The following is a 26,476-nucleotide window of genomic DNA, read 5'->3' as shown; positions in this document are numbered from 1 at the left end:
CGCCTACAATGTTCTTCCTAAACGGAAAAGGAACGGTTATGGCTCTGCAAGCAACGCCTTATAAAATAGTGCTCGATATTTCTGACACAGATCGTGGGTGTTATGAACAAGTGAAGTTCACTATCGCACGCCACCCATCGGAAACTGAGTTACGCTTAGTATCTAGAATTATAGCTTTCGGTTTGTTCTATCATGAGCGTTTAGAGTTTGGCAGAGGCCTTTCTGAAACCGAAGAACCTGCCTTATGGCAAAAAGCGCTGCATGGTGATATCGAACACTGGATTGATGTTGGCCAGCCAGATTTGGATCGCATAACAAAAGGTAGTAGAAAAGGGGATAAATACAGTTTACTGGTTTATGGAAGCGCCCGAGTTTGGCTTGAGAAAATGCTTCCATTAACGACAAACCTTAGTAATGTTAGTATCTTACAGTTACCAATCGAACCTCTTGATGAATTAGTAAAAGCAGTGGCCAGAAATTCCCATTGGGGCTTTATGGTTACTGATGGCGTTATTTATATAAGTCACGGCAATGAGCAAACCGTTATCGAACTTGAAAGACTGCAACGCTGAAACCAGGTAGTGTTTTCGCACAAAAAATTTATAGTAACAAAAGGCGCCATTATTAAGTGGGTGTAAAACATAAGCTTTTTGAACCGCAGCTGTTAGAATAAACCTTTAGAGTTTAGCAATATATACATCGACTTTAGCGATTCTGGCGGACCATATAAATTGAACTCACTAGCACCCTATCACAGCTTTTCGTTGCAAAGCTCGGCACAAAGTATAGTGTTTATTGAATCATTGGATCAATTGTCTAAGATTGAATGGACGAATGACACTTGGATACTTGGTGCCGGCACCAACACCATATTTACCAGCAATTATTCCGGTTCAGTTCTGATCAACCAGCTTAAAAGCTTAACAATCACCGAAAGCGATACTGATTGGTTAATAGACGTGGCGGCTGGAGAGAACTGGCATTCGCTGGTTGAAAAATTAATTAACGAAGGCATTCCGGGGCTCGAAAATTTAGCATTGATTCCCGGTAGTGTGGGTGCGGCGCCAGTTCAGAATATTGGTGCCTATGGTGTTGAAATTAGCCGATATATAGAATCAGTTCAGGTTTATAATTTCAAAAGCCATGAATTCGTTAAGATGAATAACTCAGATTGTAACTTTGAATATCGTGATAGTGTTTTTAAGCAACCTGAAAATTCCCATCTCTTAATAACATCGGTGCAATTTAAGCTACCGAAACATTGGCTGCCGGTGTTGGAATACCCAGATTTACAATCGCTCCCCAACGATGCAACTGCAGAGATGATCATGCAGCATGTAATTCAAGTACGTAAGGCTAAGCTACCTGATCCGGATGAGATTCCTAACGCGGGCAGTTTTTTTAAGAATCCGGTTATTTCTTCTGCACAATATCAAAGCTTGTTATCGAATTTTCCAGATATGCCAGCATTTGTGTTGGATAAGAATAAAGTTAAATTAGCAGCTGGCTGGTTAATTGATAGAGCTGGATTAAAGCCTTTGCGGGTAGGTGATGCGGCAGTGCACCAGCGCCAAGCGCTAGTTCTTATTAATAAGGGCCAAGCTAGCGGGGCTGATCTGCTTACTTTGGCGCGCAATATTTGTAATACGGTGAAGGAAAAATACGGTGTAGAGCTAGAACCGGAAGTTCGTTTACTGGGAGAAAATGGATTGTTGGCGCAACTATGAACGGACAAGAGCTTGATTCCCGTTTGCTACAACTTTTAGCTGATGGTGAATTTCATTCCGGTGAACGATTGGGTGCAACACTTAACGTTAGCCGTGCCGCAGTGCACAACCATATTGAAAAGCTAACCGCTTTGGGCCTAGATATATTTCGGGTTTCGGGAAAGGGCTATCGGTTAGCAAAACCGTTACAATTATTAAATGAGCGGGGCGTTAGAAGTAACCTACCTCCGGTGCTTGAAAATCTTCCTATCTATTTACATCACGTAACCAGCTCAACCAACGATGATATAAGGTTTATCATTGCTAGTGGCGCCACGCCAGGAAGTTGTGTACTTGCAGAAATGCAAACTCATGGCCGAGGGCGCAGAGGCAAGCAATGGCATTCACCGTTTGGTAACAACCTTTATTTATCTATTTACTGGCCATTATCGCAGGGCTTAAATGCAGCTATGGGCTTGAGTGTAGCGCTTGGCTTGGCAATTGCCGAGGCGCTGAGTTCTGCAGGTATAGAGAACGTTAGTGTGAAGTGGCCAAACGATGTGTATATCGAGCGCAAAAAAGTTGCAGGAATATTAGTAGAGCTTGAGGGGCAAGCTGGTGGTGAAGGCCAAGCTATAATTGGTATTGGGCTTAATTTAGAAATGGATGAAGCACAGAGCACCATTGATCAACCTTACACTTCGGTAGCCGCGCACTTAAGTGAACCGATAAATAGAAACTGGTGGGCGGGAGAGCTAATTACGCATTGTATGAGAATGCTTTCGGTTCATGATGAAGATAACTTAAAAGGGTTATTGGAAGTTTGGCGCCGTTATGATCATTTTTATCAAAAGCCTGTTAAATTAATACTTGGAAAGCATGAGCAAGAAGGTATATGCCAAGGTATTGATGAATTTGGTGCGCTGCTTGTGCAGCAAGAAGATGGCCTAAAACGTTACTTTGGAGGAGAGATTAGTGTCCGCAACGCTACTTCTTGAAATCGGCAATACAGCATGGAAAGCAGCTCGCTTTTATGAATATCAGAAGCCTGAATTTCTAGAAAAGGGGTATGGGCTTGACGCGTTATTTAGTGCACTTGAGGCTTACGAATACGATGAGCTAGTGTTCGCAAGTGTTGGTGCTGAAGAGCAAATTGAGCGTATAAAAATCTTTGCTGAAACTAGTAATAAAGTTCTTCACCAAGCACGAACAACCGCAGGGTTCGGTATTCAACATTGTTATGCTGAAGTAGAAACTTTGGGAGTGGATCGCTGGTTAACGTTGTTATTGGCAAAATCTGAGCACACCGCGGCAATTATTATTGATGCCGGTACCGCCATAACTCTTGATGTTATTGATACTCATGGAGGCCATTTGGGTGGATGGATAGCACCAGGTATGAAGCTAATGCAAGAAGCGCTAGTGAATAAAAGCTCACGGTTAAGAGTTTCTAATGATACACCGAATGAGCTACTGGGAACCTCAACTGAGCGGGCTATTCATTTGGGCTGCAAAGCTTCGTTGAATGGTTTTGTTGAACAAGCTCTAACGGCTGCGAAAGCGCAACTATCAAAAACAGAAATTGGTGATAAAAAGGCAATCAAAATTTGGCTTACGGGTGGTGATAGCCAATATTTTGGTAATGCTTTGCTGGATGAAACGGCAAGCAGCCGCAGCTATCCTTTAAATGAATTAGAAACGGCTGAACAAAGGCCAGATTTAGTACTTGAAGGTTTGGCTATTTGGTATCAGCTTGAGAGCAAAAGAAAAGCGGGTTAACTGTTGTATTAACCCGCTTAAATATGTCAATTTATTCTGTTACTCAGGCTCTAATACTCACGAAAGCCGTGCTTTAAAATCGGCATAGTTAAATTTTCGCACTAATTCAAAATCACCGTTACTTCGCAGTATGCCAATCGAAGGATGCTCTACGCCATTAAAGAAAGTGGTTTTTACCATCGTGTAATGCATCATATCTTCAAAGATTACACGATCGCCTATCTGTAACTCCTGCTCAAAGCTGTATTCACCAATAACATCACCTGCCAAGCAGCTATTGCCGCCAAGCTTATAGGTATGTGCCTTTACTGATGGTAAATCAGCACCAGTAATAGCTGGGCGATAAGGCATTTCTAATACGTCGGGCATGTGGCCGGTGGCGGAAATATCGAGAATAGCAATCTTCCCCTGATTCTCAACGATATCCACAACTTCAGATACCAAAGGCCCAGTTTGCCACGCAACAGCGGATCCTGGTTCCAAAATAATCTCTAAATCGTAGGTTTCCCGCAAGCGCTTTAGCTGAGCTATTAAATGCTCAGTGTCATAACCTTCGCGCGTCATTAAATGCCCACCGCCAAGGTTCAACCATTTCATTTGCGGTAACCATTTGGCAAAACGTTTTTCTACTGCTGCTAAAGTGCGCTCAAGGGCAAACGAATCACACTCACATAAATTGTGCACGTGGAAACCGTCAATACCGGTTAGATCTACACCTTCTAAATGCGCCGCTAATACACCCAAACGTGATCCCGGAGCCGATGGGTCGTAAAGTTCTGTATTAGCTTCCTGATGCTCAGGGTTGATTCTGAGCCCCATTGAAACACCTTTGGCTGCAACTTGATCACGGTAGCGGTGCCATTGGTTAATACTGTTAAACGAAATATGGGTGCAGTGACGTAACAATACTTCGATATCGTAATCTTTGTAAGCTGGGGAATAGGCATGAACTTCAGTGCCGAAAGTATCGGCGGCGAGCTCAGCTTCCCATGCCGAGCTTGCTGTACAGCCTTTCAAATACTGTCGCACAATTGGAAAAGAACTCCACATCGAGAACCCTTTCAGCGCCAAAATAATACTTGCACCACTTTGCTCTTGTACGCGTTGCATTAACTTTAAATTGTTAATTAGCTTTTGTTCTTCCAACACATAGCAGGGAGAGGGAATTGTTGGCGATAGAAAAGGATTGTTCATGGTTATTGCATCTCCAAAATAAGCAAAACCGGCTCCGAAGAGCCGGCTATATCGAACCGTTTGAACCAATTAATCCCGAAGAGGGTTTTGGTCAACTTCAACTACCTGCCATGGCAGGCCATACTTATTCAAACGTTCCATAAATGGATCTGGATCGAACTGCTCCATATTATAAACACCCGGTTTCATCCAAGTGCCTTCTAACATAAGCGAAGCGCCAATCATTGCTGGAACACCCGTGGTATAAGAAACCGCTTGCGCGCCTACTTCAATGTTACAAGCTGCGTGATCACAGTTGTTGTAAATGAAGATAGTTTTTTCTTTGCCATCTTTTAAACCAGTGATGTAAGTGCCGATACAGGTTAAACCTTCATAGCCCTCGGCCAAAGAACCCGGATTCGGCAACACAGCTTTCAGAAATTCTAACGGTGCAATTTGCTGGCCATTGTAATCAATTGGTTTAATTGAGGTCATGCCAATACCTTCAAGAACACGCAAATGGTTCAAGTAGGCTTCACCGAAGGTCATCCAAAAGCGCGCGCGCTTAATCGTTGGAAAATGCTTAACAATTGATTCCAGCTCTTCATGGAACAATAAGTATGAAGCACGAACACCAACGCCCGGATAATCTAGATCTTTGCGAACACTAATCGGGTCGGTTTCAATCCACTCACCATTTTCCCAGTATTTACCACGTTGGGTGATTTCACGAATATTGATTTCTGGGTTGAAGTTGGTTGCAAAGGCTTGGCCATGATCACCACCGTTACAATCAACGATATCCAAATAGTGAATTTCATCAAAGTAATGCTTCGCTGCATAAGCAGTAAATACGTTGGTAACACCCGGATCAAAACCAGAACCAAGCAATGCCATCAAGCCCGCTTCTTTAAAGCGCTCGTGGTATGCCCATTGCCAGCTATATTCGAATTTAGCTTCATCTTTCGGCTCGTAGTTCGCGGTGTCAAGGTAATGCACGTTAGTTGCTAAACACGCATCCATAATTGGCAAATCTTGATACGGCAGAGCAACGTTGATAACCAATGCTGGTTTTACTTTTTCAATTAAGGTAACCAACTCATCCACATTATCGGCATCTACTGAATAAACGCCAACAACACGGTCTTTGCCTACTTCGGCTTGTAATTTTTCACACTTTGAAACGGTGCGTGAAGCCAAGTGAATTTCGCTGAAATATTCTGGCAACATTGCACATTTTTTTACTACAACGCCGCTTACACCGCCGGCGCCGATAATTAAAACTCGAGACATTGTATTCATCCCTTTATCTTGATGAGATTCTGTATAGAAAACGGGCGCGATTTTGCCTACGCCCGCTTACAAATGCAATCATTATTCTGCGTTTTCGCTAGCCATGCCTAAATGTTCAATTAAAAATGCCCATTGGTCGGCAATTTGTTCAATGGCCATCCAAGTTGGGGTGCCAGCACCATGGCCAGCACGTGTTTCAACTCGCAACATTACTGGCGCAGCACAACCTTGATCTCGTTGTAGAACCGCAGCAAACTTATAACTATGCCATGGTACCACACGGTCGTCGTGATCGCCTGTGGTGATAAGCGTTGGCGGATAACAAGCACCGGCTTCTGTATTATGAATAGGCGAGTAGGCATACAGGGCTTCGAATTCTTTAGCATTTTCACTTAAGCCATAATCACTGCTCCACGCACGGGCATTAGCACTTGGCGTATGATAACGAAGCATATCAAGTACACCTACCGCCGGAAGCGCAGCGCCAAACAATTCAGGCCGTTGAGTGATAGCAGCGGCAACTAACAAACCACCATTCGAACCACCTTGAATAGCGATTTTTTCTGCTGAAGAGTAGTTTTCTGCCACTAAATACTCCGCCGCAGCAATGAAATCATCGAACACGTTCTGTTTATCTAGTTTGGTACCGGCTTGATGCCATGCATCACCATATTCGCCACCACCGCGTAAGTTAGGTACGGCAAGAATACCGCCTTGCTCAAGCCAAACCATACGGCCAACACTGAACCCTGGGGTAAGCGATACATTAAAGCCGCCGTAACCATATAACAGCACAGGATTTTCACCATCTAAAACGGAATCTTTATGGCGTACGATAAACATCGGCACTTTCGTACCATCTTTACTTTCGTAAAATACCTGCTCAGTAATGTAGCTTTCTAAATCAGCGTTCACTCGTGTTTGTTGGTGAAGTTTAATTTCATCGTTCGCGATATCGTAGTGATACACAGCGCCCGGTTGCGTGAAACTAGTTAAGCGGAAGAACGTTTCCAGATGGTCTGAATCACCGGTAAAGCCGGAAACTGAGCCGATCTCTGGGAGTTCTAATTGCTTAACGTGGTTACCGTGGGCTGAGTAGATTTCAACAACCGATTGGGCATCTTTCAAATAGCTAGCAAAAAACTGGCCACCTACGTAATTCACGCTATCGAGCGTTTCATTTTTCTCGGCAATAATCTCTTGCCAATGTTCGGCTTGCGGGCGGTTAATATCTACGCCGATAACGCGGCCATTCGGCGCATTATTCGTGGTGTAGAAATAAAACATGTTGCCATCGGCTTCGATTAGGCTGTAGCGGGCATCCCATTCATCAAATAGGGGTTGCCACTCAGCGTTATCGTCCATCAAGTTTAATACGTGTATGCCATTAGCACGGAACCCTTCCGAAAGATTAGCAAGCAAGTAACGGCCATTACTGGCTACTTGTGGGTATGGATTAATCGGGCGCTCGTGATCAATTTTATAAACAAGCTCATCGGCACTTTGATCTTGCCCAAGTGTATGTTTATAGATTTGCACCGTTTGTTGATCGTCGGCTTGGCCATTATCGCCTTCAGGGTATCGGCTATAATAGAATGCCGATTCATCGGGCAGCCAGCTTACGTTAGTGAACTTGGTACCGGTAATATGATCTGGTAGTGATTCCCCGGTGCGTACATCTCGAACTCGGAATTCAACCCAATCCGAGCCACCATCAGAAACCCCATACACAATGTAGTTTGCTTCTGGGCTTATGTAAGTGCGCGAAAGTGATACCGTGCCATCGGTGCTGAAGTTGTTTGGATCGATAAGCACCCGGGCTGGGCTCGATAGGCTATTGGTTACATATAAAACCGATTGGTTTTGTAAGCCATCGTTGCGGTAATAAAAATACCGGTCAGCAATGCGAAACGGCGTGCTTAAGCGTTCGTAATTCCACAAAGTAGTTAAGCGCTCTTTTAGCATTTCTCGGCTTGATAGCTCAGCTAGGTGAGGAAGTGTTAAGTTGTTTTGTGCTGCAACCCAGGCTTTTACTGCAGGGCTATCCATATCTTCTAGCCAGCGATATGGATCGGCTACTTGTACACCATGATAGGTATCCACTTGCGAGCTTTGCACGGATTCTGGATACGCCATACGTTCCTCAGGTTCAGAGATGGGAGAAGGGATGCTGCAACCAGCAAGCAGCAAAACACTTGCTGCGGTAAAATATTTGAAATGACGAAGTGACATAAATAACCTCTTCTGATGGTGCTGGGTTAATAATTATTTTTAGTTTTATTGATGCAAGCTAGTAGCAACGTTTAATGCCTTGAAATAATAGGTTGAACTAGTGCACGGAAACAAATAAGCATTACACTTAAGCATACCTTAATTTAGCTAAATTTCAGTGAAATACTAAAATCTACAGCGCCGATAGCTGAAAATACTTAGTGTTATGTTGGTAATACTCTTGGTTAACACCCATCACTTAGTGCTATATCGGCAAGTGCGCGCAAATGCTCGATCAGAGCAGCTTTGCCGTGAAACTCTGAAGCCGCAGCTATCTCCACTAAGCTCAACGTATTAACGGCACTGGAGCTTAATAACCCATAATCTAAGCTATTTTGCGTAATAGCTTTTGCGAGTATGGGTTGCAGTAACTCAAATGGGATATAGCCGGCAGCAAAATCAGCTAGGTATTCGGTAAACAATTGCTGATCGTGGGGCCGCGTAAGTTGCTTTTCAGTTACCCAATCATTAAGCCATTGTAATTGCTGGGCTTGGTTCAACTTTAGAAATTGGAATGGGAAGTAACTACAAAAACGGCTAAACAATTCGGCTACTAGCGCGCTTGCCTGATTCGAGCCAACTTGGTTCTCGTTTGCCAAGGGCCGTGCATACAAAGCCGAATACATTCCCGAAGCAGCATCTATATGCTGGCCAATTCGGAGAGGAACAAAGCCATTGTTTATCCAAAAATGATGTAAGTGTTCACTTACGCCAAAACTACTACCAATAAGATCATAACTGGATTTCAGAGCATCTAATACGTATTGCAAAAGCGCGGTTCCTGCTCCACGCTGCTGGATATTGGGTGCAACGGCAATTCTTACAATACGTTGCATCGATAGCCGTGCCGCTGTTTGGCTGCGTAAATGAAAGCACATACTTTGCGGAAGTAACTGCCCAGCTGGACGACGCTTACCTTGGTAAATTGGAATAATAAGTTCTTCGGGTATTGGCCCTTCTTCAGCAACCCAGCAAATTCCAGTAAGGTTACCGTTGTGCCATTGCAAAAACAGGCGCTGCTTTTGATCATCGAGAAGTAGGCGTAAATCATTTGGGCTGGTTTGATAATGAGCTGAGGTTAACAGCATAAAGGCTTGTTCCAGCTGCTCAGGAGGCAATGCTGAAGCATGAATATATTGATAGTTAGGTTGCCCAGATAAGGCTGCTTCTGCGGCATTCGAATAAACACAAAAACAACGAGTTAGAGCTTCTTCAAGCGGGTCGCCAGAGCCCCAACGAACCGGCGTGCTTAATTCTAGCGTGAGAATATTAGCAAAGTGCTGCGGTAAGGTTTGCTGAAATCTAAGGGCAAAACCACGGCCGGAACTTTCGTAGCCCTCGGTAGTGGTGGCGATAGCGAGCCGGGAACAGTGTTTCGCTAAATCGGTTAACACGTGGCTGGGTAACGATGCGGCTTCATCAATCAATAGCCACTCATTTTCACCCTGTTCATAACCGGGTAATTGATCGGGCGCTAGAAACTCAAAATTCGCTGAATCAGCCATCGCAAATATTCGATTTGCTTGCCGTTTGGAAGGCGCGCAGAGGGTGAACTTATATTTTGTATGTTGGGCTTGTATCCATAGGCCTAGCAAACTTGATTTACCACGGCCTCGAGGCGCGTTTAAAATTACTGCGCCGCTATTAAAATGCTCCACCTTTTCCAGTGCAGAAGCCTGCTCAGGGGTTGCTGAGCATGCTTGAAAACCAGAGTTAATCGGCTCGCAAGCATGGCTAGCAAGCTTATTGTTGAGTGCTTCAGCACTGGTAATTGTGGTATCAATACCTGAGGCTTCGAAAGTATCAATTAAACGTTGCAAGCTTGGGCTGGGCTGATTTGGAAGCCTTATCACCAGTAGGCCACCGCCAGCCAGTGTGCCGCTTACCGCAAGTAAAGCATCGGCATGAAACTGGGCACTCGCATCGAAAAAAATACAGTAATGTTCAGTGCCTAAATATTGCCGATATTGATTGAGGTTATTTGCAGTTAATTTCAACACAGGCGCGGCAAAATTTGGAAACTCAGTATCCGCCGCAATGAGTAGCAGATGCCGGTAGTTTGTATTTGTTGTCGATATTGAATTCATACGTTGCAGTATATCTCGAACTTTATGCAAACTCTGAAAAAAATCCCGGCAGGGCCGGGATTTTCAAAAGCGTTATCAGTTAAGGCATCGGTTTAAAATAGCGGGATACCGAAGAAGATATCCAATACAGTATTTATAAACACAATGGCAAGAATGACAGGGATAAAGGTTGTTAGCGAGAAGCTAATGTATTTTTGGAAAATACCATTCTTGTAACCTACCGCACCGATTGCCAATTCATCGTGTAAGTTCTTAGTGCGCCAATGCCAAACTACGAATAAACAGATAAGCAAGCCGTTCAATGGCAATACAGTATCGTAGAACACATCATAGATAACATCGAATACAGAACGTGAACCGCCACCGTAGCTTACAAAATCAGTGAAGAAGTTCACCATTCCAAATGAAGCGGTTGCGATGAGCGTTAAGATACCCATAGTTGCAGCCAATACCATTAGCGCTTTCGAACGTGAGAATGAATATTTACGAACGATAGTGGCCGTAGGCACTTCGATGATAGATACCAAAGAAGTGATTGCAGCTACGAATACCAATAAGAAGAATATAACCGCCACGATACTCGCGCCGATGTAACCAATATTAGCCGAGAGTGCGAGGAATATCTGTGGTAAGAACGTGAAGATCATCGCTACCGAAGATTCACTTAATTCAGCAGGATTGGTATCCGGGTTAATGGCAAAAATAGCGGGTAACACCATTAAACCAGCAGTGAAGGCTACCGCGGTATCGGTTAGTAATACCATTTTACCAGCACCCACTACGTTATCGCGCTGGCGCAAGTATGAACCGTAGGTGATTAAGATACCCATACCCAATGACAATGAGAAAAATGCTTGGGAAAGTGCTCCGCTAATCACACCGCCATCGATTTTGCTGAAATCAGGCACTAAGTAAAATTGCACACCGGCGAAGGCATTATCGAGAGTAAGAACGAAGCCTACGAGCACCAACAGCATCACGAAAAGCGCTGGCATCATAATGCGTGCTGCTTTTTCGATACCATCGCGAACGCCGCTTACCAATACGAAATAAACAATGGCGGCAACAACCGCAAGGTACACGAACACCATCCAATTATTAATAAATACGCCAAAATAATCAGGATTTGCTATTACATCGAGATTGCCGATTACCGTTTGCACTAGGTAGCCTAATATCCAAACGGTGATAACCATATAGAACACACCAATCATAAATGGTGTAATTACCGCTAGCCAACCGGCGAATCGCCATGGGCTCTTACTCCCAGCAAGCGATATATAGGCACCATGCGGGTCTGATTGCGTTTTGCGGCCTAAACCCATTTCTGTGAGCATAATCGGCAAACACACAAAAACAACGAAAATCGCATAAATAATCAAAAATGCACCACCACCATTTTTAGTAGCAGCAACCGGAAAACCAACCATGTTGCCGATACCCACAGCGGAACCTGCGGCGGCAAGAATGAAGCCAAGGCGGGAACTAAAATGTTCGCGAGGCGTTTCCATAATTAAAATCCTATTTTTGTTATAGTTTTATTAATAGCTAGGCGTTATAGCAGGTTTTACCCACGTTCGGCAAACACCAAAGCTAGGCGCTGGCGCTGGTTGGAGCAGCAAATGCGATAAAACGCATAATTTAAAACTCGAAACCGCAATACCGTTATTTTTTTGGCTTGGCTGAAACGTAAATAGTAATGTATCCCGTAATCACTTTAACGTTATCGGCACGGAAACCGTTTACCGCAACGTTAACATCGCCTACTTGCCAAGCATCGTCGGGTATTTCAGCCGTTATCCTAATATCTGAATCGGCTTTTGCTGTGTATTCAACTTGCATACCTTTTGGAATCCAGCGCAAGTTTTTCGGAATCGAAGCCTCTGCTACTGCTCCCATAGCCATTTCTAAACCATTGCACAAGGCAATAGCATGTACGGTACCGATATGATTGGCCACCGCCTTGCGCTTTTTGAAGGTAAGTTCGCAGTAATTGGGGCGTAACTGGGTAATGAGCGGCTGAATCGTTTTGAAGTAGGGGGCTTTACTGGCAAATAGGCGCGAGAATATTATGCGGCCAAACGGCAGGCGTAAGGTTCTTGCATAAAGCGCTAATAGATAATTTGATTCCATGTATGGCTCTCAATTTAAATGGTGAAAAAGTGTGATCTTATTTTTAATTAGGTGCGTTTATAACCCTGACAGCAGGTTTGCCGGCCTGCTGTTCGCTAGCAACGAGCTTGGGCCAACAGTTTATCTGTTGGCTCTTTTTTTTACCCTGCTTTTTTTGTGTTCTGTACACGTAAAAAAGATTTATAAGCGCCTGCTTTTCCCTCAGGGGCATTGCCGATATCAATGCCAGTACCTTTTAAAGCCGCCTTCAAATCACGGCGAAATTTATGATAATCAACCTGCGTAGAGTGCCTACTACCGCTTTCGAATGGTAAATGCGGGTGTTCAATTTCGTGTTGAATAGCCGCTTGCATGTTTTTGGGGCGCTTGTAACGGCCAATAATTTCTTGCACAGCAATCTTTGCTTGGTAATCTGCCAAGGGCCAAATGCAGCCGAGTGGTTGAAATAAACCTATAAAATACAAATTTTCGTATTTTTCGTGCATCATTTTTAAATACAGAGGCACTTTTTCGGAATTTTCAAAATCGATAAAACTCTTGGCAAAGAATGGAAAACTAATACGAAAGCCGGTGCAGGCCACTAAAATATCGTAAATACCATTTTTACCATCACTGAATCCAACCATTTGGTCATTAACCGAGGTAATATCAGCGCGGGGATGAATGCGGCCGTGGCGAATAAAATCAAGTAAATCAGAATTTACTGTAGGGTGATGGCTGAGCAATAAAGATTGTGGTTCGGGAAGGTTATATTCGGCTTTGTAGCTACCCTGCATTAACTTTACTAGCCTAGTTAGAACCCACTGCCTTATTCGATTCGGAACCCACAGCGGAATTCTGCTTCCCAGCACATCGGAAGGTTTTCCGAACATAAATTTAGGTAAAAACCATTGCGGGCTGCGCATGCTCAGGTGCACAGTTTCTGCAATGCGAGCTGATTCTACAGCAACATCGCATGCTGAATTCCCAGCACCAATAACCAATACACGTTTGCCACGCCAAGTATCATCTACACCTTTGAAATCATGAGAATGTAGGTAGCGGCCAGTGAATTCGTCAGGCAATTCTGGATGTTTAGGGTTCCAGTGATGGCCGTTCGCAACCATTAAATGGCTGAAAATCTTACTGCGCTCTTTGCCTTGGTTGTCGCTCCAAGTTACTAGAAATTGGCCATCAGGCTGGCGCTCCACGTGCTCTACAGTGGTTTGAAAACGAATGGTTTCATATACACCAAAATGTTTGGCATACTTTTCGAAATAGGCTTGCAACTGCCGGTGATTGGGGTAATCGGGATATTCAGCAGGCATTGGGAAATCTTCGTATTCCGACCAAGCTTTGGAACTAATAATGTGGGTGTTTTCGTACACACTGGAATGCCCTGTGCGTGAATTAAATACCCAGTTCCCACCTACTTGGTTGTTTTTTTCAAACACTTCAACAGCCAAGCCCGCTTCCAAACAGTTCTTTGCCGCGGTTAAACCACTAGGGCCCGCACCGATTACAGCAACAGTTGCATGCATGCACTAAACCTTCTTCACAAACTCAGTTTTTAGCTTCATGGGGCCAATGCCATCGATTTTGCAATCGATATCATGATCGCCATCTACTAATCGAATATTCTTCACTTTGGTGCCTACTTTCACCACCAAAGAGGAACCTTTAACCTTCAAATCTTTGATTACGGTAACCGTATCGCCATCTTGTAATTCATTGCCATTGGCATCGCGCTTAACGTTACCGTTATCGCTTGTATCTTCCGCCACTTGTGGCCATTCATGGGCACACTCTGGGCAAACATACATGATTCCGTCAGCGTAGGTATATTCAGAATTACACTGCGGACAATTTGGTAAATCACTCATTCATTTCACCTCTTGATCATCGAATTAGCCTATAATGCCTCAATCAAGCCTATCTTGCTACGTGGTATCACTGTGCCTAATTCAAACCCTACAACTTACATCAAAGGCTTCGCTTGGCTTCTTGCCGGGCTCGTTGCGCTGGGGCCTTTGGCGATTGATGCATACCTGCCAGCAATGCCGATCATGGCTGCCGATCTTGATACCTCGCTGCATAATATTGAAATCACATTAAGTGTTTTTCTTATTGGTTTTGCTGCAGGCCAATTAATTGGCGGGCCTATTTCTGATCATTTTGGCAGGCGGCTTACGATTCTGGTAGGCCTTAGCTTATTCACCTTCGGAAGTGTTTTTATTGCTCTAGGTTCTTCTATTGAATTGCTATGGTTTGGCCGTATCTTGCAAGCCTTTGGCGGCGGAATGGGCGTAGTTAATACCATGGCTGTGGTTCGCGATCGCTATTCGGGAAGAGATAGCGCCAAGATTCTATCGAAGATTGTTACTATCATGATGGCTGCGCCGCTATTAGCGCCTTTCATTGGCGCTTTTTTCTTACTGATTAGTGATTGGCGGAGTATTTTTTGGTTTTTAGCAGCTTACGCTGTGTTGTTACTGTTTCTCTTACGCCGCTTCCTGCCGGAAACCAGGCAGATAACCGAAGCGCCGAAGCAATCTGCGATCTCGCGGTACATATCAGTATTAAAGCACCAGCGCGCACTTGGTATTTTGTTTGCGGTAGCTTTCAGTAATGCAGGTATGTTCACGTTTATTACTACATCGCCAGGCGTATACATGGGCTACTATGGAGTAAGTGAAAGTGTTTATCCGATTCTTTTTGCCGTAAATATTGTGGCTTTAAGCCTATCTAATCAGATAAATATTCGGGTACTTCAGCATTTTGAACCTGAGCAGGTGTTGCGAACGGGCCAAAAGCTTCAGCTTGCCGTTGGGGCAATAATGGTGGCTTCAATTCTATTGTTTAATTTACCCATTTGGTTGCTGGTTCCACAGATAATGATATTCGTGGGGATGCAAGGCTTTATAGTGGCAAATGGTATGTCGCGGGTAGCCGATTTCTTTCCACATAACTCAGCTACGGCATCGGCATTAGTGAGCTCAAGCGGCTTTACCATGGGTGCTTTAGTAGGCGGTTTAGCGGCGATAATGAGTGATGGCCAGCCAATTACAATGGTTGCTGTTATGGCCGCATGCCCACTAGTAGGCATTCTATTAAGAGTGTTTATTCATAAAAACGCGGCAGAATGAGGCCGAGCGTATGATTTGCAGTACCAAACGGCTTATGTTTTTAGCTAATTTGGTGCATACTGAAAGTCAGCCGAATTTTTACTGTTACTTATCGGTATACGTTTTCAACGAAGCAAAAACAGCCAGTGAAAACGTAAGGCAAGCACATTAAAATTAGAAAAGGGGAATTCAAGTGATTACCATGAAAAAAACAATTCTAGCATCGTTAATCGGTGCATCATTAGCCATCACAGGCTGTTCTGAACAAGTGCCTTCGCAAACCACAGAAACTGCATCAGTAAATGAAAGCGCTGCAGCAAGCGCAGAAATGGCAGTTGAGAACCCATTCTTTCAAGCAAGCACTTTGCAGTATCAGGCACCTGATTTTCGCGTAATTAACGATGACCATTTCCTACCGGCGTTTGAACGCGGTATGCAAGAACACATGGCTGAAGTTGAAGCTATCGCCAACAACCCAGAAGCGCCTACGTTCGAAAATACGATTATTGTTATGGAACGCAGCGGTGAGTTGTTAACCCGTGTTTCTCGCGTTTTTTATAATTTAACGGGTACCGATAGCAACGAGCAACGCCGTGAAATTCAATCTGAACTAGCGCCAAAAAATGCCGCACATTCAGATAACATTAATCTAAATGCTGAGCTTTTTGAACGAATCAAAACGATTTACGAGCAACGTGAAAGCCTAGGCTTGAATAGCGAACAACAGCGTTTAGTTGAAGTTTACCATCAGCGTTTCGTGCGTGCCGGTGCGTTGCTTACTGAAAGCCAGAAAGATGAAATTCGTGCATTAAACGAAGAACATTCAAACCTTACCAACCAGTTCGCACAAAATTTGTTAGCGGAAACCCGCAACATTGCAGTGGTTGTTGATGATGTAGAAGAGCTTGATGGCTTATCACCTGCACAAATTCGCTCGGCAGCTAATGCTGCCGCAGATCGTGATATGGAAGGTAAGTATTTACTAAGCATTACGAATACTACTCGCCAACCGATTCTTACTTCATTAAATAACCGTGAGTTGCGCCAGCGGGTTTGGGAAGCTTCTGCAAACCGTGCGCAATCTGGTGAATTCGATAACACCGGTATTTCTGCTCGCTTAGCGCAAATTCGTGCACAGCGTGCAGCATTACTTGGCTACGATAGCTGGGCTGATTACAACCTTGAACCGCAAATGGCAGAAAAACCAGAAGCTGTGTTTGAAATGCTTGGTAGCATGCTGCCAGCAGTTGTTGCGAACACAAAAGCTGAGCAAGCAGCTATCCAAGAAATGATCGAGAAGAAAGGCGGTGATTTCGAAGTAAAACCTTGGGATTGGGAATACTACGCTGAATTTGTTCGCCAAGAGCTTTACGATCTTGATGAGAGTGAAGTGCGCGAATATTTTGAGTTTAATCGCGTATTGCATGATGGCGTTTTCTATCTGATGAACCGTTTCTACGGTATCACTTTTGAACCGCGCCCTGATTTACCAACCTATCACGAAGATGTAGAAGTGTATGAAGTGTTTGATGCCGATGGCACCAGCCTTGCTATCTTCTATGCCGATTATTTTGCCCGTGAAGGTAAACGTGGTGGAGCTTGGATGAGCTCATTTGTGGGCCAATCACACTTGCTAGATACTAAACCTGTGGTTGTGAATGTGATGAACATTCCGAAAGGGCCAGAGGGTGAACCTACGTTAGTGAGCTACGATCACGTAACTACTATTTTCCACGAGTTGGGCCATGGTATTCACGGCATGTTCTCAAACGTAACTTATCCAACATTAGCGGGTACCTCAGTATCGCGTGATTTCGTTGAGTTCCCATCTACTTTTGAAGAAGATTGGGCTGCACACCCAGAAGTAATTGCTAACTACGCTAAGCATTACGAAACGGGTGAGCCAATTCCAGAAGAGTTACTTGAGCGTGTTATTCGTTCACGTAGCTTTAACCAAGGCTTCGATACCCTAGAATATATCTCGGCTTCGTTGCTCGATATGGAATGGCATTCACTTACAGCTGATGATGAGTTGCAAGATGTGAATGAATTTGAAGCGGCAGCTTTAGCGAAATATGGTGTTGATTTAGAAGCGGTTCCGCCGCGCTACAAAACTACCTTCTTCTCGCATTCAATGGGCGGTGGTTATTCTGCTAGCTACTATGCTTACATGTGGAGTGAGATCTTAGCGGCTGATGCATTCGCTTATGTGCAAAGCCAAGGTGGTTTAACCCGCGAAAACGGTAACCATTACCGTCGTAATATCCTAGAAGTAGGTAACTCACGGCCAACAATGGAATCGTATATCGAATTCCGTGGCCAAGAGCCAACCACCGATGCGTTATTGATTCGCCGTGGTTTGAAGCTTAACGTTGAGTAAGCGCTTACTAAAGTAATGGTTAAAACGCAGAAAAATAAAAACCCGATTCAGAAATGAATCGGGTTTTTATTTGGAAATATATGTGTTGTAGGTTTACGTTTGTTGGCGCTAGAAGCCGCCACCAAACCAGTAGCTGGTTACTACAAAGCCAATACCAAAAGCATTAGGCCCAGAATCATAGCCAAAGTTAATGCCGAAGTTGCGGCCAATAAAAGCTACACCTAGGTTTGCATTCAAACGGTGCTTACTTCGTGTTTCCACATTAAACCCGTGCTCGCGTTGATACGAGTAACCAGGGCCCGCATAGAGCACAATGTTGTTATCTGGCTTGAAGGTAAAACCCGCGTTCAAAACCCGAACAGTGTGGCGATCAGAACTATTGTTCCCAGCGAAATCGGTTTCTGGAATACCAACGCTAATATAACCACCAACTTGCCGATCAAACACCTCAGGTTTGGCTAACCATAAAGGTACATAATTGCCGCGCTCCGAGTTATCGCTTAGCAGAGGTGAGCCTGAAGCAAACCCCACGGTAATTAACCAATCATCGCTGCTCTGAGCTGAGGCGGCGGTTGAGAATCCGAGCATTCCGATTACAAAAGAAGAGGCTAGTGCGAGCTTTATATTCATTTTAGTTTTAATGGGTAAATATTTATTTGAGGGTGCTTCCATGGGTACAACTTCCTTATCCAAACTACAAACTGCCTAGAGCAAGTGATAGGTTCTAGGCAGTTATATTGATTCGTAATTATTTATCACTTGCTGTCACTTTAATTAAAGTACCAGCCGCGCTATCGGTAAGCAAATATAGCGCCCCGGTTTGCGGGTGAACGCGAATATCACGAATACGTTGGTTCAGCTCCGTGAATAATTTTTCTTCTAATTGCAGTGGTTTATGTGCGCTTGGGTTATCTAAATTTGCTGCATGCTCTGATAACGAAAGCACAGTTTCTGAGCGGGTGCGAAAACGCAAGCGCGCAACGTGTTTGCCGGCAAGCGCAGGAACTAATAAATCCCCGTTCCATTCGTTAAACATATCGCCGTAATATATTGTGAGCCCCGCAGGTGCAATAGAAGGTGTCCATCCAAATTCAGCGGCGGTAAGCCCTGGTAATTGTTTATAGGGGCTAATCAAGGCACCGGTGTAATCAACTCCCTCGGTGATCAATGGCCAGCCGTAATTTGCGCCACTGCGTAAGCGATTAATTTCATCCCCTCCGCGCGGGCCATGTTCGCTGATAAACATGCGGCGTTGTTCTGGATGCCAAGCAATACCTTGCACATTACGATGGCCATAGGTAAAAATTTCTGGCTTCGCGGTAGAGCTTGCCAACATTGGGTTATCAGCGGGAATACTGCCATCTTGCTCAATACGCACAACGCTGCCGAGGTGATTCGCAACGCGTTGCGCATCTTCGCGATAATCAAATCCATCGCCAAGAGTAAGTAGTAGCGTGTTATCTGGCATAAATGCAATGCGGCCACCGTAATGGGCGCTGCCCCGTTTAGCCGGTGCGGCACGGAATATTACTTGGCTATCCTCTAGCGTTTCACCATTCCACGTTAATCGAGCTAAGCACGTGTTGTTCGCATTCGCTGTTCCGCAGGCATAGCTAAGAAATACTGCTTTGTTGCGCGAGAACTGAGGGCTCAGCGCGATATCAAATAAGCCAGCTTGGCCAGATACCCAAAGATCGTGAAGTGGAGGCGTAATATGGCTTATTTCAAAACCTTCACTATCAACATGGCGCACGGTGCCACTGCGTTCAGTGATGAGCATCGTGTTATCGGTTAAAAATACTAAACTCCACGGAAAGGAAAGATCGGTAGTTAACACTTCAAAGCGATAGGGCGAAGTTTCTGTTGCTAGCTCAGAGTTTTCATTATCGTGCACTTCAGGTTCATTGTCTTGCGCTTGAGATTGTTCCAGGAATTGTTCTGGGTTCTGAGAAGCAAAAATAGGCTGAGAGGCAAACACCATAAAACACATAAGCAAGCAAAGCAGAATGTTCCAGTGCTGGAAAAGCACTTTCTTCGAATACGTGTTAGGTGAAATAGCAAATCGTTTCATTCGGGCTTACTCTTAGAATTAGTTTGCGTATCAACTGGTTCAGTTGTGGGAGCACGTTTGGGTGTGCTCATGGACGATTTAGCAGCATGATGCTTGGCACGAATTTTTTTCATTAGTTGTTGCCGAAAATATCGGCTTAACCAGGCATAAACTACGCCACCAACGAAACCGCTTAATATCATGAAAAAAGTGCCAATGTTGGTGCGTGTTGCGGCGATCAGGGTTGGCATAGGGGCAAAATGATCGGCAACTAAAAACGCAACCCATAAACCAATCGCGCCAGCTACGGCGCACCAAGCGATAAATTGTCGGCGTTGCACACGAACAATAATATGCGCCACTGGTAGCGCTACGATAAATGCTACAGCCACTACAATCATTAGCAACGGTGCAAAGTGCAATAGATCGTACCAAGTTGCTGCCAATCGTTGGCTATGGGTGATGCTAGGGCCAATACTACTAATGCTGAGGATATTAAACTGAGTTTGAATCACAGAGCCAAGTAAGCCGGCAACGAATACGGCCGGAAGAAAAGCGAGGATATAACTGAGCCAATGTGATTTGTGTTTCATGCGCAACAACCTTGATTGCTGTTTAGCGAACAATTTGTATGGGTAGTTAACTTAACTAATTTACAATAATTTAGCTATAGCCAACCACGCTTTCTTATGTATTTCAGCGTACAGCTGTGCTTGCTCGATTTTTCAGAAGCAGATAGAGTGGGCTTATTACAGGTTAGACCAGAGGAAAAGGATAAAGATGAGTCAGCCATACCCGCACATGTTAAAGCCACTTGATTTAGGCTTCACTACATTGAAGAACCGTGTATTAATGGGTTCGATGCATACTAACCTTGAAGAAGAGAAAGGTGGCTTTGCCAAACTCGCTGAATTTTATGCAGCCCGTGCTCGAGGGGGCGTTGGCCTTATTGTTACTGGCGGGATTAGCCCGAATTATCGCGGCCGATTGGCACCGTTTGCCAGCCAGTTAACGAATAGCTGGCATGTAGCTAAACATAAAAAAGTAACCGATGCAGTGCATGCTGCTGGCGGTAAGATTGCGATGCAAATATTGCATGCCGGGCGCTATTCTTATCACCCTTTCAGTGCTGCACCGAGTGCGATAAAAGCACCGATAACGCCATTCAAGCCAAAAGCTTTGCGCGAGAGCCAAATTCTAAAAACCATCAAACACTATGCGCGAGCCGCAAAACTCGCCAAAAAAGCCGGGTATGATGGCGTTGAAGTAATGGGTTCGGAAGGTTATTTGATTAACCAGTTTATTTGTCAGCGCACCAATAAGCGAACCGATCGTTGGGGTGGTAGTTTTGAAAACAGAGCGCGTTTCCCGTTAGAAATTATGAAAGCTGTGCGCGCGGCTGTTGGCGATGATTTCATTATTATTTATCGCCTATCGATGCTCGATTTGGTAGAGGGTGGCAACACGCTAGAAGAAGTAATAGAGCTCGGTAAAGGCGTGGAGAAAGCAGGCGCAACCATTATAAATACCGGCATCGGCTGGCATGAAGCTCGTGTGCCTACCATTGTAACCTCGGTGCCGCGTGGCGCGTTTCGCTGGATTACGGCACGCTTGAAGCAAGAATTGAATGTGCCAGTAGTGGCTACTAACCGAATTAATACGCCCGAGATAGCCGAAGATATTTTAGCCAATGAAGAAGCTGATATGGTTTCTATGGCGCGCCCATTTTTAGCTGACCCTGATTTTGTGAATAAAGCTGCGGCGGGTAAAGCCGATCGCATTAATACCTGTATTGCGTGTAACCAAGCCTGCTTGGATCATGTGTTTGAAAACAAACGCGCGAGCTGTTTGGTGAACCCATTAGCTGCATTTGAAACTGAGTTGGTAATGCGTCCGGTTACTGAAAAGAAGAAAGTGGCGGTGATTGGCGCGGGCCCAGCCGGGCTTTCGGCGGCATGTTTTGCGGCGGAGCGAGGCCATGAGGTGCATTTGTTTGATGCCGCGAAAGAAATTGGTGGCCAGTTTAATTTCGCTAAGCAGATACCGGGTAAAGAAGAGTTTTATGAAACTATTCGGTATTTCGCCAACCGCTTGGTGGATGCCGGCGTAGTTCAGCATTTAGAAAGCCCGCAAACAGCAGAGAGCTTAAAGGGCGCAGGCTTCGATGAAGTTATTTTGGCTACTGGGGTTAAACCTCGCGATGTACAAATTCCAGGCATCGAATCAGAAAAAGTGTTGGGGTATTTAGATGTGCTTCGCGATCATAAACCGGTTGGGAATAGGGTTGCGGTAATCGGTGCCGGTGGTATTGGCTTTGATGTTTCTGAATATTTAACAACAGAGCATTCGCCAACGTTGAATAGTGATGAATGGCATGGAATTTGGGGTATAGATCAAGCATATGAGAACCGCGGTGCACTCATGCAACCGCTGCCGGATCCTTCACCGCGAAAAGTATTCTTGTTGCAACGCAAAGAGAGCAAAGTGGGTGGTGGTTTAGGTAAAACTTCAGGTTGGGTTCACCGTAATACCCTAAAAAATAAAGGTGTTAGCATGCTGAATGGCGTTACCTACAAACAGATTACTGATCAAGGATTAGAAATCGAACGTAACGGTGAAACAGAATTATTAGAAGTTGATCATATTATTATCTGTGCGGGGCAAGTTCCGTTGCGCACTCTACAAGAGCCCCTGCAACAAGCTGGCATTAAAGTGCACCTAATAGGTGGCGCCGATGTAGCTGCAGAGCTTGATGCGAAAAGAGCAATTCGCCAAGGCGCAGAAGTTGCAGCACAGTTATAGTTGTTGAAATAGAAATACGCGAAAGGAGAAGCATGAATGACAGATACGAAAGCAGCACCGAAAGTTTTAGACGATGCGCGTGGGCGATTAGAAGATATCTACAATCGCCTTGATGTTTCTGATGATGCTCGAATCCGTTTATCGCGGCCACAGCAAGTTATTGAAGCTGCTATACCGGTAAGAATGGATGATGGCTCCTTACAGATATTTCCAGCTTGGCGGGTGCAATACGATTTAACACGTGGCCCAGGAAAAGGGGGCATTCGTTTTCACCCCGATGTTAACGCTGATGAAGTAACGGCTCTTAGCTTTTGGATGGCGATCAAATGTGCTGTGGTTGATTTGCCGTATGGTGGCGCCAAAGGGGGTGTTTGTGTTAACCCAAAAAAACTCTCAAGAATGGAGTTAGAGCGCCTTTCACGTGGTTATATTCGTGCCATGTTCGATGTTATTGGCCCTGATCTAGATATTCCGGCACCAGATGTAAATACCAATGAAACGATTATGGGTTGGATGGCTGATGAATACTCTAATATCGCTCGTGCGCAAACGCCTGCTGTAATTACCGGCAAGCCGCTAGGTTTAGGTGGCTCGGTTGGGCGCGTAGCTGCAACCGGCGAGGGCGCATTGGAAGTACTAAGGATTTGGGTAGAGAAGCAAGGTAAGAAACCTGAAGATCTCACGGTAGCCGTGCAAGGTTTCGGTAATGCGGGCTATTATTTTGCTTGTGCCGCTCAACGTTTGGGCTTTCGTGTTGTGGCTGTTTCTGATTCAAAGGGCGCTGTTTATGCTAACAAAGGCCTTGATGTGGATGCTATTTTTCACCACAAGAATAAAACCCGTGAATTGAAAGGGATTATTTATTCCGAATCATCAGTGGGTGATGAAAAGGATGTTGAAAAGCTTACCAATGCCGAGCTACTCAGCTTAGATGTGGATATTTTAGCGTTGGCGGCGCTAGAAAACGTAATCACCGAAGATAATGCCAATGATGTGAAAGCCGGCCTGATATTAGAGCTGGCGAACGGGCCGGTAACCAGCAAAGCTGATAAACTTCTGAACAAACGCAAAATTCCAGTGCTTCCTGATGTGTTGGTAAACACCGGCGGTGTGATTGTGAGCTACTTCGAATGGATTCAGAACCGCACGGGTGATTACTGGACAGCTGAACAAGTTCAAGAGCGCATGAACAAACGCATTGGCGATGAAGCCAATGCTTGTTTTGAACTTGCTGAGGAAGAAGATATTGATTTGCGCACCGCCGCCTATATGCTGGGTTTACGGCGTATCACTAAAGCGATGGACGATAGAGGTAATCAAGGTTACTTCAACGGCGATTCATAACTGGGAACTTGCTCGGTTTTATTCATCAACCGGGCCATGTTTTACGCGATAAAATTGGTCGATGTCGTAGCCCCACGCATAGGCGCGTGCGGTTACTTCATCAATTAAGCCTTGGCTTGGGCGCGGCGAGCGCGATAACAGCCAGAAATAATCTTTGCTATCACTCACTACTACCGCGTACTCGTAATTACTCCCCAATTCTGCCACGTAATAACCGCCATTGAACGGCCAGAAAAAGGTAACTCGAAAACCTGCGTTCATACCCGGCACCGGCTTTGCCGTAGCTGTAGCTGTTTTCCATTCTCCGCTAGAACGATTGTAGCCTTTATTGGTTACGTGAATAGTTCCATCTTCATTAAGGCGATATTCAGCGGTAACGTTGTCTAAATCCTTTTCAAAGCGATGGGGGAGGCGCAAAATTGAATACCAGGTACCCATGTAGCGTTCAGGGTCGAGGTTTTCTATTGGTTTAACGGCAGGATCGGGTTGGCTAGAATAGTAAACATAAGCCCAACCAGCGGCAACAATTACGATTATTAACAATAGAAGCTTTTTCATGCGCGAGCCCTTAAGAGTATCCATTCAAGACATTCAGCATCTAACTTTTATCAGTGAATGTCTAGCGCTGTTTAATTACCGATAAGCCAAGCCGTTACAGTGAATCAATATTGGCTAGATAATGCTTAGCTTGGGCTAAAATAGCTTCTTGCGCAGCAGTATCTTGTTTCTCCCATTGTCGATACATCATGCCCATGCGTGGGTTGTTCGCTAATTTACCCCTGTGCTTATCCAAAAAATGCCAATACAAACTGTTGAATGGGCAGCTACGTGGGCCGGTTTTTGCCGATACCTTGTAGTAGCAATCTTTGCAGTAACTACTCATTTTGTTGATGTAGTTACCTGAAGAAATATAAGGCTTTGTTGCAAGTAGGCCGCCATCAGCAAATTGGCTCATGCCACGTGTGTTAGGAAGCTCTACCCACTCAATAGCATCGATGTAGATACCGAGATACCATTCGTCCATAGCATCGGGGTGAACACCGGCCAATAAACCGAAATTACCAGTGATCATTAAACGCTGAATATGATGGGCGTAAGCGGTTTCGAGTGATTGCTCTACCGCATGTTTCACGCAGTTCATTTTCGTATCGGCATTCCAATAGAATTCCGGTAGCGGGTTTTCGTGTTGAAAGTGGTTCAGTGTTTTATAGCTTGGCATTTCTCGCCAATAAATCAGGCGCACAAACTCACGCCAACCAATAATTTGCCGGATAAAACCTTCAACTTGTGCTAGTGAAATCAGCGTGGGGTTTTCTTCATAAGCCGCTAACGCAGCCTCCACTACCTCTTTTGGGCTGAGCATTTTAGTATTTAAACTAAATGAAAGGCGCGAATGGAAAAGCAGATAGCAGCGCCGGCTCATGGCATCTTGATATTGGCCAAAATAGGGTAGGCGCTCTTTCATAAAGGCTTCTAATAGCTGCAACGATTGTTGCCGATTAACCGGCCAATCAAGCTTCTCAGGCACAGCAGAACCCATTGTTTTGATATCAGCGTTTTGCAGCATAGTATCGATTTCGGTAGCATCATTATCGAAATACATAGGCTCTGGCACAGAAACTTTATCAGGTAACTTATTGCGGTTATCGTGATCGTAATTCCACTTCCCGCCAGTGGGTTTATCACCCTCCATTAAGTAGCCAGTTTCTTTGCGCACACGGCGATAAAACGTTTCCATCAGTGGCGCTTTGCTGGATGGTAAGTAATCATTTACCTGTTGCCGAGAAATCAAAAAATGCTCGGTTGAGCAACATTCAATGGCAATGTTTTCCGGTACCTCAAAGGTTTCTAGCTGCTTCATTAAGCGATATTCATCAGGCTCCTGATAGCTGAACTTTTGTACTTCGGTGTGCTTAAAAATAAAGTTAAGATTATCGGTGAGCGAATGCAGGTTTTCGGCATTATCAAGTTGCCAGTATAGAACATCAGCTCGGCTTGCCAAAGCTTTGGAAAACGCACGCATAGCGGCAAAAAAGGCGAGTACTTTTTGTTTGTGGTGGCGCACATAATTGGTTTCTTGCTGCATCTCAAGAATAACGTAAAGTACGTTATCATTGTTCTGGAACCAAGAGTGCTTGGCGTTGAGTTGATCGCCAAGAATTAAACGTATTTCGCGAAAGCCTTGCAGCTTATTGCTCGGGATATCCTTTAGGTTTAACCAAAGCGCCATCGATAAAACTCCATTTAATGAATATGCTGTGCGAGAAGAGATCACATCTACTATCACGGTAGTGTAGAATACGCGGAAATACCTAAACTGGTTTGTAAAGCTATGCGATTAGATCGATTTTTAT

The 26,476-nt window shown here is 44.7% G+C and carries 21 protein-coding genes; 8 read left to right on the top strand and 13 right to left on the bottom strand.

What is annotated here, in order from left to right:
- The 4 genes from A28LD_RS01735 to A28LD_RS01720 form a co-directional block, all read left to right on the top strand.
- The coding region (locus tag A28LD_RS01735) for a YaeQ family protein (protein WP_237704237.1) at positions 1–572 on the top strand (572 nt) is incomplete at its 5' end.
- 159 nt (positions 573–731) lie between these two features.
- On the top strand, positions 732–1,727 hold the full coding sequence (gene murB, locus A28LD_RS01730) for a UDP-N-acetylmuramate dehydrogenase (protein ID WP_007419333.1): 996 nt from the start codon (positions 732–734) through the stop codon (positions 1,725–1,727).
- On the top strand, positions 1,724–2,704 hold the full coding sequence (birA, locus tag A28LD_RS01725) for a bifunctional biotin--[acetyl-CoA-carboxylase] ligase/biotin operon repressor BirA (RefSeq protein WP_007419332.1): 981 nt from the start codon (positions 1,724–1,726) through the stop codon (positions 2,702–2,704). The genes murB and birA overlap by 4 nt, the downstream gene beginning before the upstream one ends.
- Complete coding sequence (locus A28LD_RS01720; RefSeq protein WP_007419331.1) at positions 2,682–3,485, top strand: type III pantothenate kinase; 804 nt, start codon at positions 2,682–2,684, stop codon at positions 3,483–3,485. Before birA ends, A28LD_RS01720 begins: the two co-directional genes overlap by 23 nt.
- 57 nt (positions 3,486–3,542) lie before the next feature.
- Here A28LD_RS01720 and nspC read toward each other — a convergent pair whose 3' ends face one another.
- The 8 genes from nspC to A28LD_RS01680 all read right to left on the bottom strand — a co-directional run bounded on the left by nspC (position 3,543) and on the right by A28LD_RS01680 (position 14,304).
- A complete protein-coding gene (gene nspC, locus A28LD_RS01715; RefSeq protein WP_007419330.1) occupies positions 3,543–4,679 on the bottom strand; it encodes a carboxynorspermidine decarboxylase in 1,137 nt (378 codons plus the stop codon).
- Between the two features lie 69 nt (positions 4,680–4,748).
- Positions 4,749–5,951 carry a saccharopine dehydrogenase family protein gene (locus tag A28LD_RS01710; RefSeq protein WP_007419329.1) on the bottom strand — a complete coding sequence of 401 codons (1,203 nt, stop codon included), beginning with the start codon at positions 5,949–5,951 and terminating at the stop codon, positions 4,749–4,751.
- A gap of 81 nt (positions 5,952–6,032) precedes the next feature.
- Positions 6,033–8,183 carry a prolyl oligopeptidase family serine peptidase gene (locus tag A28LD_RS01705; RefSeq protein WP_007419328.1) on the bottom strand — a complete coding sequence of 717 codons (2,151 nt, stop codon included), beginning with the start codon at positions 8,181–8,183 and terminating at the stop codon, positions 6,033–6,035.
- A gap of 224 nt (positions 8,184–8,407) precedes the next feature.
- Entirely contained in the window at positions 8,408–10,339 is a 1,932-nt protein-coding gene (locus A28LD_RS01700) for a GNAT family N-acetyltransferase (RefSeq protein WP_139043479.1), read from the bottom strand.
- 62 nt (positions 10,340–10,401) lie between these two features.
- A complete protein-coding gene (locus A28LD_RS01695) occupies positions 10,402–11,820 on the bottom strand; it encodes a sodium-dependent transporter (protein WP_007419326.1) in 1,419 nt (472 codons plus the stop codon).
- A 154-nt stretch (positions 11,821–11,974) separates the two neighbouring features.
- Positions 11,975–12,442, bottom strand: a complete 468-nt coding sequence (locus A28LD_RS01690; protein ID WP_007419325.1) for a hotdog fold domain-containing protein — start codon at positions 12,440–12,442, stop codon at positions 11,975–11,977.
- Between the two features lie 140 nt (positions 12,443–12,582).
- Entirely contained in the window at positions 12,583–13,962 is a 1,380-nt protein-coding gene (locus A28LD_RS01685) for a flavin-containing monooxygenase (protein WP_007419324.1), read from the bottom strand.
- A 3-nt stretch (positions 13,963–13,965) separates the two neighbouring features.
- A complete protein-coding gene (locus A28LD_RS01680) occupies positions 13,966–14,304 on the bottom strand; it encodes a zinc ribbon domain-containing protein YjdM (RefSeq protein ID WP_007419323.1) in 339 nt (112 codons plus the stop codon).
- Between the two features lie 72 nt (positions 14,305–14,376).
- On the opposite strand from A28LD_RS01680, the gene A28LD_RS01675 reads away from it, so the two are divergent.
- Positions 14,377–15,567 carry a multidrug effflux MFS transporter gene (locus A28LD_RS01675; RefSeq protein ID WP_202796066.1) on the top strand — a complete coding sequence of 397 codons (1,191 nt, stop codon included), beginning with the start codon at positions 14,377–14,379 and terminating at the stop codon, positions 15,565–15,567.
- Positions 15,568–15,748: 181 nt separating this feature from the next.
- Positions 15,749–17,926 carry a M3 family metallopeptidase gene (locus A28LD_RS01670; protein ID WP_007419320.1) on the top strand — a complete coding sequence of 726 codons (2,178 nt, stop codon included), beginning with the start codon at positions 15,749–15,751 and terminating at the stop codon, positions 17,924–17,926.
- 108 nt (positions 17,927–18,034) lie between these two features.
- On the opposite strand, the gene A28LD_RS01665 is transcribed toward A28LD_RS01670, so the two are convergent.
- From A28LD_RS01665 to A28LD_RS01655, 3 genes are all read right to left on the bottom strand, one after another.
- Positions 18,035–18,598, bottom strand: coding sequence for a hypothetical protein (locus A28LD_RS01665; protein ID WP_007419319.1), 564 nt, complete (start codon positions 18,596–18,598; stop codon positions 18,035–18,037).
- Positions 18,599–18,674: 76 nt separating this feature from the next.
- Positions 18,675–19,997, bottom strand: coding sequence for a PQQ-dependent sugar dehydrogenase (locus A28LD_RS01660; protein ID WP_007419318.1), 1,323 nt, complete (start codon positions 19,995–19,997; stop codon positions 18,675–18,677).
- A complete protein-coding gene (locus A28LD_RS01655) occupies positions 19,994–20,569 on the bottom strand; it encodes a hypothetical protein (protein WP_007419317.1) in 576 nt (191 codons plus the stop codon). The genes A28LD_RS01660 and A28LD_RS01655 overlap by 4 nt, the downstream gene beginning before the upstream one ends.
- A 187-nt stretch (positions 20,570–20,756) precedes the next feature.
- Between A28LD_RS01655 and A28LD_RS01650 the strand changes: the two genes are divergently transcribed.
- On the top strand, positions 20,757–22,778 hold the full coding sequence (locus tag A28LD_RS01650) for an NADPH-dependent 2,4-dienoyl-CoA reductase (protein WP_007419316.1): 2,022 nt from the start codon (positions 20,757–20,759) through the stop codon (positions 22,776–22,778).
- 36 nt (positions 22,779–22,814) lie between these two features.
- Entirely contained in the window at positions 22,815–24,122 is a 1,308-nt protein-coding gene (locus A28LD_RS01645; protein WP_007419315.1) for a Glu/Leu/Phe/Val family dehydrogenase, read from the top strand.
- 18 nt (positions 24,123–24,140) lie between these two features.
- Here the strand turns inward: A28LD_RS01645 and A28LD_RS01640 are convergent, their stop codons facing one another.
- Entirely contained in the window at positions 24,141–24,680 is a 540-nt protein-coding gene (locus A28LD_RS01640; protein WP_007419314.1) for a lipocalin family protein, read from the bottom strand.
- A 94-nt stretch (positions 24,681–24,774) separates the two neighbouring features.
- Positions 24,775–26,352, bottom strand: coding sequence for a cryptochrome/photolyase family protein (locus A28LD_RS01635; RefSeq protein WP_007419313.1), 1,578 nt, complete (start codon positions 26,350–26,352; stop codon positions 24,775–24,777).
- Between the last annotated feature and the right edge of the window lie 124 nt (positions 26,353–26,476).

The organism is Idiomarina sp. A28L, from assembly GCF_000218785.1.
Classification (GTDB): domain Bacteria; phylum Pseudomonadota; class Gammaproteobacteria; order Enterobacterales; family Alteromonadaceae; genus Aliidiomarina.
This window is presented reverse-complemented; position numbering and strand designations above follow the sequence as displayed.

Excerpts from the sequence above, each read along its gene's own strand:
- birA (WP_007419332.1), top strand. The coding sequence starts at position 1,724 with ATGAACGGACAAGAGCTTGATTCCCGTTTGCTACAACTTTTAGCTGAT.
- nspC (WP_007419330.1), bottom strand. The coding sequence starts at position 4,679 with ATGAACAATCCTTTTCTATCGCCAACAATTCCCTCTCCCTGCTATGTG.
- A28LD_RS01710 (WP_007419329.1), bottom strand. The coding sequence starts at position 5,951 with ATGTCTCGAGTTTTAATTATCGGCGCCGGCGGTGTAAGCGGCGTTGTA.
- A28LD_RS01705 (WP_007419328.1), bottom strand. The coding sequence starts at position 8,183 with ATGTCACTTCGTCATTTCAAATATTTTACCGCAGCAAGTGTTTTGCTG.
- A28LD_RS01695 (WP_007419326.1), bottom strand. The coding sequence starts at position 11,820 with ATGGAAACGCCTCGCGAACATTTTAGTTCCCGCCTTGGCTTCATTCTT.
- A28LD_RS01690 (WP_007419325.1), bottom strand. The coding sequence starts at position 12,442 with ATGGAATCAAATTATCTATTAGCGCTTTATGCAAGAACCTTACGCCTG.
- A28LD_RS01685 (WP_007419324.1), bottom strand. The coding sequence starts at position 13,962 with ATGCATGCAACTGTTGCTGTAATCGGTGCGGGCCCTAGTGGTTTAACC.
- A28LD_RS01680 (WP_007419323.1), bottom strand. The coding sequence starts at position 14,304 with ATGAGTGATTTACCAAATTGTCCGCAGTGTAATTCTGAATATACCTAC.
- A28LD_RS01670 (WP_007419320.1), top strand. The coding sequence starts at position 15,749 with ATGAAAAAAACAATTCTAGCATCGTTAATCGGTGCATCATTAGCCATC.
- A28LD_RS01665 (WP_007419319.1), bottom strand. The coding sequence starts at position 18,598 with ATGGAAGCACCCTCAAATAAATATTTACCCATTAAAACTAAAATGAAT.
- A28LD_RS01660 (WP_007419318.1), bottom strand. The coding sequence starts at position 19,997 with ATGAAACGATTTGCTATTTCACCTAACACGTATTCGAAGAAAGTGCTT.
- A28LD_RS01655 (WP_007419317.1), bottom strand. The coding sequence starts at position 20,569 with ATGAAACACAAATCACATTGGCTCAGTTATATCCTCGCTTTTCTTCCG.
- A28LD_RS01650 (WP_007419316.1), top strand. The coding sequence starts at position 20,757 with ATGAGTCAGCCATACCCGCACATGTTAAAGCCACTTGATTTAGGCTTC.
- A28LD_RS01645 (WP_007419315.1), top strand. The coding sequence starts at position 22,815 with ATGACAGATACGAAAGCAGCACCGAAAGTTTTAGACGATGCGCGTGGG.
- A28LD_RS01640 (WP_007419314.1), bottom strand. The coding sequence starts at position 24,680 with ATGAAAAAGCTTCTATTGTTAATAATCGTAATTGTTGCCGCTGGTTGG.
- A28LD_RS01635 (WP_007419313.1), bottom strand. The coding sequence starts at position 26,352 with ATGGCGCTTTGGTTAAACCTAAAGGATATCCCGAGCAATAAGCTGCAA.